Origin of the sequence: Streptomyces sp. NBC_00569, assembly GCF_036345255.1 — a bacterium.
Lineage (GTDB): Bacteria > Actinomycetota > Actinomycetes > Streptomycetales > Streptomycetaceae > Streptomyces.
Genome location: NZ_CP107783.1, coordinates 4,709,991 through 4,725,471, shown reverse-complemented (window position 1 = coordinate 4,725,471; position 15,481 = coordinate 4,709,991). Strand labels below are relative to the sequence as shown.

At 70.9% G+C, this 15,481-nt stretch carries 12 protein-coding genes; 7 read left to right on the top strand and 5 right to left on the bottom strand.

Features of this window, described 5'->3' with window-relative positions; genetic code table 11:
- Positions 1-178: 178 nt before the first annotated feature.
- Positions 179-970, bottom strand: a complete 792-nt coding sequence (locus OHO83_RS21210; protein WP_100599392.1) for an ECF subfamily RNA polymerase sigma factor, BldN family — start codon at positions 968-970, stop codon at positions 179-181.
- Positions 971-1,296: 326 nt separating this feature from the next.
- On the bottom strand, positions 1,297-2,241 hold the full coding sequence (locus tag OHO83_RS21205; protein WP_266673065.1) for an HAD family hydrolase: 945 nt from the start codon (positions 2,239-2,241) through the stop codon (positions 1,297-1,299).
- A gap of 127 nt (positions 2,242-2,368) precedes the next feature.
- Here OHO83_RS21205 and OHO83_RS21200 point away from each other — a divergent pair, with 127 nt between their 5' ends.
- The 6 genes from OHO83_RS21200 to hemB all read left to right on the top strand — a co-directional run bounded on the left by OHO83_RS21200 (position 2,369) and on the right by hemB (position 8,841).
- Complete coding sequence (locus OHO83_RS21200; RefSeq protein ID WP_116511371.1) at positions 2,369-2,656, top strand: glutaredoxin family protein; 288 nt, start codon at positions 2,369-2,371, stop codon at positions 2,654-2,656.
- Between the two features lie 328 nt (positions 2,657-2,984).
- On the top strand, positions 2,985-3,755 hold the full coding sequence (locus OHO83_RS21195; protein WP_266673067.1) for a redox-sensing transcriptional repressor Rex: 771 nt from the start codon (positions 2,985-2,987) through the stop codon (positions 3,753-3,755).
- Entirely contained in the window at positions 3,752-5,143 is a 1,392-nt protein-coding gene (locus OHO83_RS21190; RefSeq protein ID WP_266673069.1) for a glutamyl-tRNA reductase, read from the top strand. The genes OHO83_RS21195 and OHO83_RS21190 overlap by 4 nt, the downstream gene beginning before the upstream one ends.
- Positions 5,140-6,099, top strand: coding sequence for a hydroxymethylbilane synthase (hemC, locus tag OHO83_RS21185; protein WP_330279726.1), 960 nt, complete (start codon positions 5,140-5,142; stop codon positions 6,097-6,099). Before OHO83_RS21190 ends, hemC begins: the two co-directional genes overlap by 4 nt.
- Positions 6,096-7,781: a uroporphyrinogen-III synthase gene (locus tag OHO83_RS21180; RefSeq protein ID WP_266673073.1), complete on the top strand. Its 1,686-nt coding sequence runs from the start codon at positions 6,096-6,098 to the stop codon at positions 7,779-7,781. The genes hemC and OHO83_RS21180 overlap by 4 nt, the downstream gene beginning before the upstream one ends.
- A 70-nt stretch (positions 7,782-7,851) precedes the next feature.
- Positions 7,852-8,841: a porphobilinogen synthase gene (hemB, locus tag OHO83_RS21175; protein ID WP_330279725.1), complete on the top strand. Its 990-nt coding sequence runs from the start codon at positions 7,852-7,854 to the stop codon at positions 8,839-8,841.
- Between the two features lie 82 nt (positions 8,842-8,923).
- On the opposite strand, the gene OHO83_RS21170 is transcribed toward hemB, so the two are convergent.
- Positions 8,924-9,661 carry a DUF4232 domain-containing protein gene (locus tag OHO83_RS21170; RefSeq protein ID WP_405635624.1) on the bottom strand — a complete coding sequence of 246 codons (738 nt, stop codon included), beginning with the start codon at positions 9,659-9,661 and terminating at the stop codon, positions 8,924-8,926.
- A 173-nt stretch (positions 9,662-9,834) separates the two neighbouring features.
- Between OHO83_RS21170 and OHO83_RS21165 the strand changes: the two genes are divergently transcribed.
- Complete coding sequence (locus tag OHO83_RS21165; protein ID WP_330279724.1) at positions 9,835-11,100, top strand: helix-turn-helix domain-containing protein; 1,266 nt, start codon at positions 9,835-9,837, stop codon at positions 11,098-11,100.
- A 93-nt stretch (positions 11,101-11,193) separates the two neighbouring features.
- Here the strand turns inward: OHO83_RS21165 and argS are convergent, their stop codons facing one another.
- Positions 11,194-12,966 (bottom strand): arginine--tRNA ligase, encoded by a 1,773-nt coding sequence (gene argS, locus OHO83_RS21160; protein WP_330279723.1) that lies wholly within the window; start codon positions 12,964-12,966, stop codon positions 11,194-11,196.
- A 122-nt stretch (positions 12,967-13,088) separates the two neighbouring features.
- Positions 13,089-15,398: a PA14 domain-containing protein gene (locus OHO83_RS21155; protein ID WP_330279722.1), complete on the bottom strand. Its 2,310-nt coding sequence runs from the start codon at positions 15,396-15,398 to the stop codon at positions 13,089-13,091.
- Positions 15,399-15,481: the final 83 nt, after the last annotated feature.

The window sequence follows — 15,481 nt, the reverse complement described above, 5'->3', positions numbered from 1 at the left end:
TCGAGTGAGTGGAAGCAGTCGGGGAGTGACCACAGGGAGCCTGCATCCCGCATAACGAGCGACGCGGCACTTGGGTTACGGACGGCGGATGATCGGACCGCGATCCCATCTGCCCCTCACAGAAGGTGAGTTGACGGCTACAGAGCGACGCGTCGGATGGGGTGGGCCCCACCGGGCGCTAACGGGCGTCGTCCGGGAGCAGGCGCGCCAGGGTGCGCACGGCGCGGTACTGGAGCGTCTTGATCGCGCCCTCGTTCTTGCCCATGACCTTGGCGGTCTCGGCGACCGAGAGGCCCTGCAGGAAGCGCAGGGTCACGCACTCCTGCTGCTGAGGGTTGAGCCGGTGCACCGCGTCGAGCAGGGCGGCGTTCGACAGGGACTCCAGGACGGAGTCCTCGGGGCTGCGCTCGACCTCGTTCGCGTCGAGCATTTCGCCGGTGGTCACTTCGAGGCGGAATCGGCTCGACTTGAAGTGGTCGGCGACCAGGTTCCGCGCGATCGTGACCAGCCAGGCGCCGAAGTCGCGACCCTGCCAGGTGAACGTGCCGATGCGGCGCAGGGCCCGCAGGAAGGTCTCGCTGGTGAGATCCTCGGCCGTCGCCTTCCCGCCGACGCGGTAGTAGATGTAGCGGTAGACGGTGTCGCTGTACTGGTCGTAGAGACGGCCGAACGCGTCGGCCTCGCCCGCCTGGGCGCGCTCGACGAGATCCATCATGCGGGCGCTGTCGCTGTCCGCGGCGGGGCGGCGTGCGGTGGACGTGCCGGCGGAACCGGAGCGGGCTCGTCTTCCGACCGTGGTGCTCCCGTCAGCCAGGGCATAGCAAGGACCGGTAGGGCCGTTCGCGGCGGGTGCCGCGACGGCGAGGGCGGGGACGGCGTACGCGGTGGGGACGAAGCCGCGCAAGCGGTCCGAGACCGTTGCGCGCAGCGTAGCCAGGCCCGAGGCGTCAACCCCGACGTGTGGGTACACGGGACTCCCAGAGGCAGAGCTTCCATCACGTGCAGTGCGGGACCGTTCACTCGTCGTGTTGACGTGTGGGTACCGGTTTGCGTCTGAGGAGAATAACGCTTCGTGCAGGGAGCGCTACACCCAGTTGCTCAAATCACCGATTACGTCGCTTCCGTAACTGAACGGAGTCGGTTCAAGTACCGGAGAGTGACCGCTTATTGATCGGATTAGGTCATGTTCCGTCTGAGCGCGGGACGTCTTGTGGCCGAGTTGAACCAACGGGACTGGCGGGAGCCGTGCAGGGGTAAGAGGGCGCGATCGGCGCTCCCGCCCGGGAGCGCCGCGGGTCAGCGGCGGCGCCGGTGCAGGGCGACCGCCGCGGCCGTGCCACCGGCCAGTGCGCCGACTCCCGCCGCGGCCGGGATGCCGACCTTCGCGGCCTTTCGGCCCGTGCGGTAGTCGCGCAGCCGCCAGTCACGTTCGCGTGCGTGCTTGCGCAGTTTGGTGTCCGGATTGATCGCGTACGGATGTCCTACGAGCGACAGCATCGGGATGTCGTTGTGCGAGTCGCTGTACGCGGCGCAGCGGTTGAGGTCGAGGCCCTCGGCGGAGGCGAGGGCGCGTACGGCCTCGGCTTTCGCGGGGCCGTGCAGGGGTTCGCCGACGAGCTTGCCCGTGTAGACGCCGCCGACGGACTCGGCGACCGTGCCGAGGGCGCCGGTCAGGCCGAGGCGGCGGGCGATGATCGTCGCGGTCTCCACGGGGGCCGCGGTGACGAGCCACACCTTCTGGCCCGCGTCCAGGTGGGCCTGGGCGAGGGCGCGGGTGCCGGGCCAGATGCGCTCGGCCATGTATTCGTCGTAGATCTCCTCGCCGATGGACATCAGCTCGGCGACGCGGTGGCCCTTGACGATGGACAGCGCGCTGTCGCGGGCGTCCTGCATGTGCTCGGGATCCTCGACCCCGGCGATTCTGAACCAGGCCTGCTGCCAGCCGAACTTGACCAGCTCGCGGCGCTGGAAGAACTTCCGCTTGTAGAGGCCGCGCCCGAAGTGGAAGATCGCGGCGCCCTGCATGACGGTGTTGTCGAGGTCGAAGAAGGCGGCGGCCCTGTCGTCGCCGACGACAGGGAACTCCGTTTCCGGGGTGCCTTCGTCGGGCTGTGTCGCCTCGCCGAGCTGTTCCAGCTCCTGCGACGACTTGCGGGCGGCCTCGGCCGAGGCCTCGCCAGCCAATACGCTCCGCGCGGTGGCGGAGCGCCTACGGGGTGTGAGCCATCCGAGAGCGGCCATGTCGTGAGCATAGCCAGTTCGTTCGGTGGTTCCGGAGTCGTGAGGATTCGGCGTTGTGAACTCTCCGCGACCGAGTCGTTAAACAACTGGCGGGAGAGGTGCGCCGGGAGGCGTCTGCGGAGCGAGAATGGCCGGTATGAGCCCCATTTTTCGCCGGAGCGAGAAGAAGAGCCCCGAGGAGCGTCTGGTCACCCTGGTGGGGAAGCCCGGCTGCCATTTGTGCGACGACGCACAGGAGGTGATCGAGAAGGTGTGCGGCGAGCTCGGTGCGCCCTGGGAGAAGAAGGACATCACTCAGGACGAGGAGCTGTACCGCTTGTACTGGGAGCAGATCCCCGTCGTGCTCGTGGACGGAGCACAGCATGACTTCTGGAAGGTGAACGAAGATCGACTTCGGCGTGCGCTGACGGGCTGATCCGCCGCTGGTCCGCGGGGGAGTAGCGACCGTCACTGACCGAGCAGTCCAAGTGGTCCGGAAAGTCGCTTAGGATCGAGGGCGGTTTGGTCTCGGGGGCGCGGATCGTAGAGGAGAGTGTGCGGTTTTGCCCCCTTCAAGCAGGCAACGAAGCGGCTTGCGCGCCGGTTCCATATGCGCGCGCCAGGGGCGCGTGACCCCGGTCACGTTGCCCGGGCAAATCGGACACCATCTTTGTGCACGCGTTCACAAAGACATAGCCTGCATTCGACGGGGCGGTCCTGGGACGTACGACCGCCCGCAGCCCCGCTCTACCCGCAGGAGCACCGTGGCAACTGGCCGAACTCACCGACCGGCGACCCGCAGCCGAGGAATTCCCGAGGCCACCGTCGCCCGCCTTCCGCTGTACCTCCGGGCCCTCACCGGCCTGTCGGAGCGCTCGGTTCCCACGGTCTCGTCCGAGGAGCTCGCGGCCGCCGCGGGGGTCAACTCCGCGAAGCTGCGCAAGGACTTCTCGTACCTCGGCTCGTACGGCACTCGCGGTGTGGGCTACGACGTCGAGTACCTCGTCTACCAGATCTCCCGCGAACTCGGCCTCACCCAGGACTGGCCGATCGTGATGGTCGGTATCGGTAATCTCGGCGCCGCTCTGGCCAATTACGGCGGGTTCGCCTCCCGTGGCTTCCGCGTCGCCGCCCTGATCGACGCCGACCCGGCGATGACCGGCAAGTCCGTCGCGGGCATGGCCGTGCAGCACGCCGACGACCTCGAGAAGATCATCGACGACAACGGTGTGTCCATCGGCGTCATCGCGACGCCCGCGGGCGCGGCCCAGCAGGTCTGCGACCGGCTCGTCGCCGCCGGTGTCACCTCGATCCTCAACTTCGCGCCGACCGTCCTGTCCGTTCCGGACGGCGTCGACGTGCGCAAGGTCGACCTCTCCATCGAGCTCCAGATCCTCGCCTTCCATGAGCAGCGCAAGGCCGGCGAGGGCCAGGACGACACGGCGGAGGAAGCCGGCACCGATGCCCCGGCCGCCGCGGCGAAGCCGGCCCGCAAGGGACCCGACGGGGACGTCCCCGCCGTGATGCAGGCATGAGTCTCCTCGTCGTAGGCCTGAGCCACCGCAGCGCCCCCGTGAGCGTCCTCGAGCGCGCCGCGCTCTCAACGGACGCCCAGGCGAAGCTGCTCCAGGACACGCTCGCCGCCGAGCCCGCCGTCGAGGCCTCGGTGCTCTCGACGTGCAACCGCATCGAGCTGTACGCCGACGTGGACAAGTTCCACGCGGGCGTCGCCGAGCTCTCGACGCTGCTCGCCCAGCACAGCGGCGTCGGTCTCGAGGAGCTCACTCCTTATCTTTATGTGCACTACGAGGACCGGGCCGTCCACCACCTCTTCTCGGTGGCGTGCGGGCTCGACTCGATGGTCGTGGGCGAGGGCCAGATCCTCGGCCAGATCAAGGACGGCCTCGCGCGCTCCCAGGAGCTGCACACCGCGGGCCGCCTCCTCAACGACCTGTTCCAGCAGGCCCTGCGGGTCGGCAAGCGGGCCCACTCGGAGACCGGGATCGACCGTGCGGGCCAGTCCCTGGTCACGTTCGGCCTGGAGCAGCTGGCCGCCGGGCGCCCCGTCGACGTATGGGCCAAGGACAAGCGCGCCCTGGTGATCGGCGCGGGCTCGATGTCGTCGCTGGCCGCGGCGACGCTCGCGCGCGCCGGGGTCGCCGAGGTCGTCGTCGCCAACCGCACGCTGGAGCGCGCCGAGCGTCTCGCGCACCTGCTCGCAGAGCAGCACGGGCACAGCCTGGGCGAGCCCGGCGGTACCGGGGTGGCCGCGCGAGCGGTTCCCATGGACGCCGTCGGCGGCGAACTGACACGTGCCGATGTCGTCGTCTCCTGCACCGGAGCGACCGGCCTCGTCCTGACCGAGGCCCAGATCCTGCGCGCCACCCAGGGGCGTACGGGCGGGCTCTCGCTCCTCGACCTCGCGATGCCGCGCGACATCGACGGCGCCGCGCACCGCATCGACGGCGTGCGCTTCGTCGACATCGAGTCGCTCGCGGAGGCCTCGGCCGACGCGCCGATGGCCACCGACGTGGACCAGGTGCGGGGCATCGTCTCCGACGAGGTCGCCGCGTTCGGCGCCGCCCAGCGCGCCGCGACCATCACGCCGACCGTCGTCGCCCTGCGCACGATGGCCGCCGATGTGGTCACCGGCGAGATCGCGCGGCTCGACGGGCGCCTGCCGGAGCTCGACGAGAAGCAGCGCGCGGAGATCACCCAGACCGTGCGGCGCGTCGTGGACAAGCTCCTGCACGCGCCGACCGTACGGGTCAAGCAGCTGGCCGCCGAGCCCGGTGGTGCCGGGTACGCGGACGCGCTGCGGACCCTTTTCGACCTCGACCCGGAGGCGGTCGCCGCCGTCTCACGGGCCGATCTGAACGAGCTGAACGAGCCGGTAGCCAAGAATCGAGGCCGGGCATCATGACGGACAGGGCACTCAGGCTCGGGACCAGGCGCAGCAAGCTCGCCATGGCCCAGTCGGGGCGCGTGGCCGAGACCGTACGGCAGGTGACGGGACGGCCCGTCGAGTTGGTCGAGATCACCACGTACGGTGACACCTCCCGCGAGCAGCTGGCGCAGATCGGCGGTACCGGCGTTTTCGTCGTGGCGCTGCGCGAGGCGCTGCTGCGCGGAGACGTCGACTTCGCCGTGCACTCCCTCAAGGATCTGCCGACCACGCCCCACCCGGACCTCACGCTGGCGGCTGTGCCGCTGCGCGAGGACCCGCGCGACGTACTCGTCGCCCGCGACGGACTGACCTTCGCGCAGCTCCCGAAGGGAGCGCGTGTCGGTACCGGTTCGCCGCGCCGCATGTCGCAGCTGAACGCGTACGCGCGCAGCCACGGCATGCACATAGAGACCGTGCCGATACGCGGGAACATCGACACCCGCGTCGGTTACGTGCACAACGGGGAGCTCGACGCCGTCGTGCTCGCCGCCGCCGGACTGAACCGGATCGGCCGCATCGAGGAAGTGACGGACTTCCTCGCGGTCGACACTGTTCTGCCCGCCCCCGGCCAGGGGGCTCTGGCGGTCGAGTGCTCCGCGTCCGACGCGGACCTCGCCGCCATGCTCGGAGAGCTCGACGACTCGTTCACCCGAGTCGCCGTGACCGCCGAGCGATCCCTGCTCGCCGCCCTGGAGGCCGGCTGCAGTGCACCTGTGGGTGCACTGGCCGACCTGCTGGCCGACGGGCAGATTGCCAACGAAATGCGCCTGCGCGGCGTCGTCGGTACGACCGACGGCTCCGCGCTGGTGCAGCTGTCCACCACCGGTCCCGTGCCCGAGACGGAAGACCAGGCGCTGGCGCTCGGTCGCGAACTCGCTACCGAGATGCTCGCCAAGGGCGCGGCCGGTCTGATGGGGGAGCGAGCACTTTGAGCCCCACCACCTCTGACCCTTCGGCCACCTGGGCAACCGGGCACGTCACCTTCCTCGGTGCCGGTCCCGGAGATCCAGGACTACTGACACTGCGCGCCGTGGAGGCGCTCGCCCGAGCGGATGTGCTGATCGCCGAGCCCGAAGTGCTCGACGTCGTCCGCACACACGCGAAGGCGGGCGTGACCGTCCTCGGCGCGGAGAGCCCGGGCACACCGGGGCAGACGGCTGCTGACGAAGCGTCAACCGCCGTCGTGGTCCCCGCGTTGAGGGACTGCGCCAATCTTGTCATGGAGGCCGCGCGGGGCGGCAAGCGGGTCGTACGTGCCGTCAGCGGCGACCCCGGACTCGACACCGACGCGGCCGGGGAGATGCTGGCCTGCGCGGCCGGCGGGGTCTCCTTCGAGGTCGTTCCCGGCATCGCGGCGGCTGTCGGTGTGCCCGCGTACGCCGGTGTTCCGCTGCGGGACGCGCAGGGCGCGGACGTGCGGTTCGTCGACGCCCGTACCGCCTCCGAGCGCTGCTGGACCGAGGTCGGCGCGTCCGACGGCACGGTCGTCGTCTCGACGACGCTCGACGCCGTGGCTGCGGCCGCGGGTGAGCTGGTCTCGGCGGGCCGCAAGCCGGACACCCCGCTGACCGTCACGGTCGCCGGTACGACGACGCGCCAGCGGACCTGGTCCGCGACGCTCGGCACGATCGCCCAGACCTTCAAGCAGGCGAAGGTGCTGCCCTCCCCGGAGGGCGGTCGCCCCGTCATAGCCGTGGTCGGCGAGCGCTCCGCGGCCGCCCAGCGCGACCAGCTCTCGTGGTTCGAGTCCAAGCCGCTGTTCGGCTGGAAGGTGCTCGTACCGCGGACCAAGGAGCAGGCGGCGTCGCTCTCCGACCAGCTCACGTCGTACGGCGCCGTGCCGCACGAGGTGCCGACGATCGCCGTCGAGCCGCCGCGCACGCCCCAGCAGATGGAGCGCGCGGTCAAGGGCCTCGTCACCGGACGCTACGAGTGGATCGCCTTCACCTCGGTGAACGCGGTCAAGGCCGTGCGCGAGAAGTTCGAGGAGTACGGGCTCGACGCCCGTGCCTTCGCCGGGATCAAGGTCGCCGCGGTGGGCGAGCAGACCGCGAACGCGCTCATCGCGTTCGGTGTGAAGCCCGACCTCGTGCCGAGCGGTGAGCAGTCCGCCGCCGGTCTCCTCGAGGACTGGCCGCCGTACGACCCGGTCTTCGACCCGATCGACCGTGTCTTCCTGCCGCGCGCCGACATCGCCACCGAGACGCTCGTCGCCGGGCTCATCGAACTCGGGTGGGAGGTCGACGACGTGACCGCCTACCGGACGGTGCGGGCGTCGCCGCCGCCGGCGGAGACGCGCGAGGCGATCAAGGGCGGTGGGTTCGACGCCGTGCTGTTCACGTCGTCGTCGACCGTGCGGAACCTGGTCGGTATCGCCGGGAAGCCGCACAACGTGACCGTGATCGCGTGCATCGGCCCCGCGACGGCCAAGACCGCCGAGGAGCACGGGCTGCGCGTGGACGTCATGTCTCCGGAGCCGTCCGTGCACCGGCTGGCGCAGGCGCTGGCCGACTTCGGTGCCAGGCGGCGTACCGCCGCGCTCGAGGCGGGGGACCCCGTGTCCCGGCCGAGCGAGCGGCGGCCCGGTGCGCGGAGGCGTCGGGCGGCGCCGTAGGGCGGCTGCCGGCGCGAGGGACAGCGGGGGACAACGGGGGCAACGGGACAGTGAGACACGGAGTGGTGTTGTGACGGAGTACGGATCCTTCCCGGGTGCGCGGCCGCGACGGCTGCGCACCACCCCCGCCATGCGGCGCATGGTCGCCGAGACGCGGCTGCACCCGGCCGACCTGATCCTTCCCGCGTTCGTGCGGGAGGGCATCGGCGAGCCGGTCGAGATCGGGTCCATGCCCGGTGTCGTGCAGCACACCCGGGACACCCTGAAGAAGGCGGCCGTCGAGGCGCTGGAGGCCGGGGTCGCCGGGATCATGCTCTTCGGCGTGCCGGACGACGCGAAGAAGGACGCCCTCGGGACGGCCGGTACGGACCCCGACGGCATCCTCCAGGTGGCGCTGCGCGATGTGCGCGCCGAGGTCGGCGACGACCTCATCGTCATGTCCGACCTGTGCCTCGACGAGTTCACGGACCACGGGCACTGCGGTGTCCTGGACGCCGAGGGGCGCGTCGACAACGACGCGACGCTGGAGCGGTACGCCGAGATGGCGCAGGTCCAGGCCGACGCGGGCGCCCATGTCGTGGGTCCCAGCGGCATGATGGACGGGCAGGTCGGGGTGATCCGCGACGCGCTCGACACCATCGGCAAGGAGGACGTCTCGATCCTCGCCTACACCGCGAAGTACTCGTCGGCGTTCTACGGGCCGTTCCGTGAGGCCGTCGGCTCCTCGCTGACCGGCGACCGCAAGACGTACCAGCAGGACCCGGCCAATGTCCGGGAGTCCCTGCGGGAGCTGGCGCTCGACCTCGAGGAGGGCGCCGACATGGTGATGGTCAAGCCGGCCGGTCCCTACCTCGACGTCCTCGCCAAGGTCGCCGAGTCGGTGGACGTGCCGGTCGCCGCGTACCAGATCAGCGGCGAGTACGCGATGATCGAGGCCGCCGCGCAGCGCGGCTGGATCGAGCGTGACCGGGCCATCCTGGAGACGCTCCTCGGCATCAAGCGGGCCGGTGCGAACATGATCCTCACGTACTGGGCGACGGAGGTCGCACGCGGCCTGTGACCGCGCCCGATCCCTGAACTACCGCTGCCCCGCCGGTACATGACCGGCGGGGCAGCTTTTTCACGTCCGGCAGGTCACCGGGTCACCAGGCCAGCGCGTCGCTCATCGACTGCTGCCAGTACGTGACCTTGAGCGAGTCGTCGATGTAGGCGCCCTTCGCGGGCAGCGCGGCCTTGGCGCCGGGGCCGCCGTCGTTCGTGTTGCGGCCCTGGAAGAACACCTCGAGCGTCTTCTCCGTACGCCCGTTGGAGCCGCCGCCGTCGTCGCCGCCGGAGAGTGCGACGCCCGCGTAGGCGGACTGGCCCGGCGGCAGGGAGACCACCGCCTGCGGCTGCGAGTCCTCGATCACCGGCGGGACCGACTGGGCCTCGCCGAAGCGGACGGCCGGGTAGCCGTACAGGTCGCAGCGCTTCGAGCCGGTGTTGGTCACCGTCAGGAGCATGTGGTTGACGGGGCGCGAGACGGACTGGGCGGTGACCTTGACCGTGGAGCCGTTGCACGTGACGCGGGCGGTGGGGTCGGTCCTGCCGGTGGAGGCGGGCCGGGGCTTCGGCTTGGTGGCGGTGGCGCCGTTTGCGGTGCCGTTTCCGCTGCCGGCACCCGTACCGGAGCCGGTCCTGTCGCCCGTCGTGGATCCGGCGCTCGTGTTCTTGCCGTTGTCGCCGTCGGCCGGCGCCGACTTCGACGGCTGCTGCGACGCGCCCTCGTCGCGGACCCCGTCCCCGTTGTCGCAGGCGGTCAGGGAGAGCGCGGCCAGGGCGACGGTGGCGGCGGCCGTGAGGAGGCGGACACGGGAGCGGGCGGGTGCGGCGATGGACACTGGTGATCCCCTTCGGAAGCGGCGTGCTTGGATGACCAGAGCTTGTGCGGTGATCTGTCCCGATCGCCAGCACCGCAGGACCACTTGGGACGCTGGAACGTTCGTACCGGCTCTGACCTGGGGAAACGACCATGCCCTGGAACGCCGGAATGGGATGAGGGGGTTGGGGAACGGTGACCGAGGCTGACGGGACGGCCGAGTTCGCGACGCTGCTGCGCGGGCTGAAGGAACGCTCGGGTCTGAGTTACGGCGTACTCGCGAAGCGGCTGCACATGAGTACGTCGACGCTGCACCGGTACTGCAACGGGGACGCGGTGCCGGTCGACTACGCGCCGGTCGAGCGGCTGGCGCGGCTGTGCAAGGCCGGTCCCGATGAGCTCGTCGAGCTGCACCGGCTGTGGGTCCTCGCGGACGCGGCGCGCAGGACGAAGCCGGTGGCGGCGGTGGAGGAGCCCCCGGCGGTGGCATCGGAGCCCGTGCCCGACGCGGCGCCCGCGGCCGATGCAGAGCCCGTGCCCGACGCGGCGCCCCCGTCCGCCCCCGGGAAGCGCCGCTCGCGGCGCGCGGTCGTGCTCGCCGCCGCCGTGGCCGTCGTCGTGGCCGGGGGAGCCGGCGCGTTCGCCCTGCACCTCGCCGGGGGCAGAGGCGGTGACGGCGGCGGGAAGGATCGCGCCGGGGCCACCTCGTCCGTCACCCCGGGAGCCCGTTCCGCGGACCCGTCCGGTACGGCGTCCCCGTCACCGGGCCGCAAGCACAAGCCCTCCGCGGGCCCGTCCCGCAGCGGCGCCCCGGCCGGTGCCGAGCCGGGCACCCCGTCCGCCCCGGCGGCAGGCGAAGGCACCGGCACTCCGCTGACCGTCGCCACCACCCCGTACGTCTACGAGAGCCCCTGCAGCCAGCACTTCCTGATCGACAGGCCGCCGGCCGAGGTGCCCCCGCCGCCCCTCGAACAGGACGCCCCGAACTGGGTCGGTGCGATCGGCGCGGTCGCCTCGGGGGAGCAGTTCATCAAGCTCACCGTCCAGGGGACCGGCAGCGACACCGTGGTCCTGGAGGACCTGGACGTCCGTGTCATGAAGTCCGGTGCGCCGCTCGCGTGGAACGACTACTCGATGGGCGTGGGCTGCGGCGGCGGGGTCGGGACGAAGTCGTTCGGCGTGGACCTCGACGCGCCCCGCCCGGTCTCCGCGCCCAGGAACGGGCAGCGGGACTTCCCGTACAAGGTCAGCGAGAGCGACCCCGAGGTCTTCTACATCAAGGCGAACACCAAGGCCCACGACGTCAGTTGGGTCCTGGAGCTGAAGTGGTCGAGCGGCACCCGCCACGGCGTTCTGAAGGTCGACGACCAGGGGCGGGCGTTCCGTACGAGCGCGGATGTCGGCCGTCCCGGCTACGACTACCCGATCGGGGCGGGCGGCTGGGGCGAGCGCGCCGCCTAGCCGCCGGGCCCGGACGACTGTGCCCCGCCGGGAACTCCCGGCGGGGCACAGTCGGCGTATCGGGCTGCCGGGTACCGGAAGACCGAGGCCGGGTCAGAGGCGCTCGGGCGTCCTGATGCCCAGGAGCGCCATGCCCTGGTGCAGCGTACGGGCCGTCAGGTCGCACAGGAACAGCCGGTTCTCGGCGACCTCCGGCGCGGGCGCCGGCTTCACGACCGGGCACTGGTCGTAGAACGTCGTGTACAGCGACGCCAGCTGGTACAGGTACGCGGCCAGCTTGTGCGGCTCGTACGACGACGCGACCTCGGCCAGCGTCTCGCCGAACTGGTCCAGGTGCAGGCCGAGTGCCCGCTCCGCCGGGGCCAGCTCCAGCTCCGGGTGCGCGAGAGGCCTGCGGTCGCCCGCCTTGCCGAAGATCGAGCGGATACGGGCGTACGCGTACTGGAGGTACACGCTCGTGTCGCCGTTCAGCGACACCATCTGGTCCAGGTCGAACTTGTAGTCCCGCACGGCGGAGGTCGACAGGTCGGCGTACTTCACCGCGCCGATGCCGACGTGCACGCCGTTCTCGACGATCTCCTCCTCGGTCAGGCCCACCTTCTCGGCCTTCTCGCGCACGACGGACGTGGCGCGGTCGATCGCCTCGTCGAGGAGGTCGACCAGCCTCACCGTCTCGCCCTCACGGGTCTTGAACGGCTTGCCGTCCTTGCCGAGGACCGTGCCGAAGGCCAGCTGGTGCGCCTTCACGTCCTCGTTGAGCCAGCCGGCGCGGCGGGCCGTCTCGAAGACCATCTTGAAGTGGAGCGACTGCCGGGCGTCCACGACGTAGAGGAGCGTCGACGCCTTGAGGTTCTGGACGCGGTCCCGGATCGCGGAGAGGTCGGTCGCGGCGTAGCCGTAGCCGCCGTTCGACTTCTTGACGATCAGGGGGACCTTGTTGCCGTCGGGGCCCAGCACGTCGTCGAAGAAGACGCACAGCGCACCCTCGGAGCGGACGGCGACGCCGGACTCCTCCAGGATCCGGCAGGTCTCCTCGAGCATGTCGTTGTAGCCGGACTCGCCGACCACGTCCGGGTCGTCGATCTGCATGTCGAGCTTGTTGAAGACCGAGTAGAAGTAGATCTTCGACTCGTCGACGAACCGCTGCCACAGGGCGATGGTCTCCGCGTCCCCGGCCTGGAGGGCCACCACGCGGTCCCGTGAGCGGGCCTTGAACTCCTCGTCGGAGTCGAAGAGCGCGCGTGAGGCCTTGTAGAGCCGGTTCAGCGACGACATCGCCGCCTCGCCGTCCTCCTTGCCGCCCTCGTGGTCCAGCTCGTGCGGGTGCTCCAGGAGGTACTGGATGAGCATGCCGAACTGGGTGCCCCAGTCGCCGATGTGGTGACGCCGGACGACCTTCTCGCCGGTGAACTCCAGGATCTCGACCATCGCGGCGCCGATCACGGCGGACCGCAGGTGGCCGACGTGCATCTCCTTCGCCACGTTCGGCTGGGCGTAGTCGATGACCGTGACGCCCGCGTTGTCCTTCAGCGGGACGCCGAGGCGGTCGCCGTCGGCGGCGCGGGCCGCCAGCGTCTCGGTGATCGCCTTGTCGGTGACCGTGATGTTCAGGAAGCCGGGGCCCGAGACCTCGACGTCGGCGAGCAGATCGCCGGTCGTGATCCGCTCGACGACCTGCGTGGCCAGCTCACGCGGGTTCGCCTTCGCCTTTTTGGCGAGCGCCAGAATCCCGTTGGCCTGGTAGTCGGCCCGGTCGCTACGTCGCAGCAGCGGGTCCGCGCCCGCACCGGCCTCGGGGAGGGCGGCGCTGAGGGCGTCGGCGAGACGCTGGTGGACGGAGGACGTGAGGGACGTGACCGAGGCCATGGAGTGGTTGCCGTTCCGCTCGTAGGAGTACAGAAGAGATGCAGAAAACGTCTCCAGTCTCCCATGGGGGCGGGCGGGCGGTCGCATGGATTCCCGCCCGCCCGCCCCCGGTGGCGGTCCCGTCAGGACGCGGGCGCCAGCGTCACGGCCGCGAGCGCCGGAGCCGACTCGGTGCCGTCCGCGTACACCGCCGTCACCCGGTAGTAGGCAGCAGTCCCGGTGGGGGCGTTCTCGTCGCGGTAGTGACGGAACTGCGCCGTGTTCGGGTTCTCCAGCGCGCCGTCGGCGATCCGCTCGTACGTGCCCGTGGCGCGGTCCCAGCGGTAGACCCGGTAGCTGGTGGCGCCATCGAGGGTGTCCCAGTTCAGGGCCACGTCACCGGCGTTCTCCACGGCCTCCAGACCCGTGAGGGGGGAGCCCGGAGGGGTCGCCTCCGTGGGGCGGGTGTCCTGCTCGGTGGCGTAGACGGTGACCGGCTCGGAGTAGTTGTTCGAGCCGTCCACCGTGCGCACCTCCCAGCAGCGGTCCTCGCCGTCCGGCAGGCCCGCCGTGTCCTGGAAGGACGTGGCGTCCCCGTCGAGGACCTCCGTGGTGCCGCCCGCGCAGGTCCGCACTCCGCCGACCGTCTCCGGCCGGCCTGCCCGCAGCCAGTACGCGTGCACGTCGGCGGCGGTGGAGGCGTCCCAGCGCAGGGCCGTTCCCCACGGTTCGGGGGTCGCGGTGAGGCCCGCCGTGGCGGGCGGCGCCGTGGTGTCGTCGTACCGGACCGCCTTGAAGTCGCTCGAGGTGACTCCGTTGCCGGCCACCGCGAGGACGGTGACGTACCGGTCCGTCGAGCCGCCGAAGTCGGTGAGCACGCAGCTGTACTCGATGTACGTCGACGTGCTGAAGGTCTCCTTCGGGTCGCAGGCACGCAGGGTCGTGCGGACCGTGGACGCGGAAGTGCCGGAGTAGACCCGGAAGCCGCCGCTGTGGTCGTTGTCCGCCGCCACCCTGAACCGCAGCACGGGACGGCCGTCCGCGTCCGGGCTCAGGTACACGGGCAGGGCCGGCGCCACCTGGCGTCGCGCGGAGATCTTCACCCCGGACGAGCGGTGTCCGGCCCCGTCGATCGCGTACACGGTGTACGTGCGGGTGACGCCCGGCTTCGCCGTGGTGTCGGAGTACGCGGCGGCCGTGGCGGTGCCGAGCAGGGCGGGTGTCGCGGTGCCGTCGGCCCCGTACACCTGCCAGCGCACCGCGTCGTCGGTCGGCGCGGCCCAGGTCAGCGCGACCTTGTCGGCGTCCGCCTTGGCCGCGAGGCCCGTCACCGCACCCGGCGCCGAGGTGTCCGGCGTGGTCACCGCGACGGGTGTGGTGCGAGCAGAGGTGTTGCCGGCGCCATCGGTGGCCGACGCCGTGTAGTAGTACGTCTGCTTCTCGGCGGGTGTCTCGTCGTACAGGTACTGCTCATCCGGGGTCTCGCGCAGGTCGAGCGTCGAGACCTTGGTGTACGGGCCCGCCTCGGCCGTGGCCCGCCACAGCGTGAACACGGGGCCGTCGGACGGCTGCACCTGGCCCAGCCAGACGTTGACGCGCGGCGTGCCCACGTCGTTCGACACCGTGACGTCCGAGGTACGCACGGCCGGGACGGCCGGGGCCGTCTTGTCCGGCGTGGTGACGTACGGGCCGCACGCGGTGGCGCCGTAGTTCGTCCACTTGTCGACGGCCTGGATGCAGAACCGGTACGTCCGGCCGTCCTTCGGCAGCGCGTACGAGGTGCTGGTGCCGGTGGTGTCCCAACGCGCCACCCCGGACGTGGAGGTCTCCACCAGGACCCGGTAGTGGTCGATGTCCAGCTCGCGGTTCTTCTTCCAGCTCGCGGTCGCCTTGCCGGTCGCCGCGTCGTACGAGGTGGTGATGCCGGTCGGGGCCAGCGGCGCCTTGCTGTCGGAGGAGGCGGGCCAGGTGAACTTCACCTGGGACAGACCCGTCCAGTTCGCGTGGTCGACGCGGACGGTGTGGCTGCCCGAGCCGATGCAGAAGGTGCCCGGAACGCTGTTGCCGGAGTCACCGGTGTTCGTCCACTTGTTCACCTTGCGGACGCCGTCCACGTACAGGCGCAGGCCGTCCGTGCCGGAGAGGCGGTAGGTGAAGCAGCCGCCCGAACCGAAGTCCCGGGTGAGCGACCAGCGCACGGAGAAGTTGTTCGTGGCCATCCCGGAGAGCGGAGCGCCCGTCCAGTTCTGATCGACGGTGGTGTCGCAGTCCGTCTTCTTCGGCGTACCCGAGAACGACGTATTGGTGTAGAACGTCCGCTTGAACGTGGTGTCGCCGCAGGTCACGGCGGCCGCGGCGGAGGGCGCCGCCAAGACGAGGCAGGCCGAGGGCAGGGCCATGGCGAGCCCGGCGGCCCCCACGCGCAGCCCGGCGCGGAATCTGTCTGTGATCACGAAGTGAGGACACGCGTGGGGCCCGTGGGGTTGTACGACGGGCCTCTCCGATGTGGCGCAGTCCCCGCCACCGCGGAACGCGT

Coding starts and splice junctions, on each gene's coding strand:
- argS (WP_330279723.1), bottom strand. CDS start 12,966: ATGGCCTCGGTCACGTCCCTCACGTCCTCCGTCCACCAGCGTCTCGCC.
- OHO83_RS21205 (WP_266673065.1), bottom strand. CDS start 2,241: ATGGCCGCTCTCGGATGGCTCACACCCCGTAGGCGCTCCGCCACCGCG.
- OHO83_RS21200 (WP_116511371.1), top strand. CDS start 2,369: ATGGCCGGTATGAGCCCCATTTTTCGCCGGAGCGAGAAGAAGAGCCCC.
- hemC (WP_330279726.1), top strand. CDS start 5,140: ATGACGGACAGGGCACTCAGGCTCGGGACCAGGCGCAGCAAGCTCGCC.
- OHO83_RS21190 (WP_266673069.1), top strand. CDS start 3,752: ATGAGTCTCCTCGTCGTAGGCCTGAGCCACCGCAGCGCCCCCGTGAGC.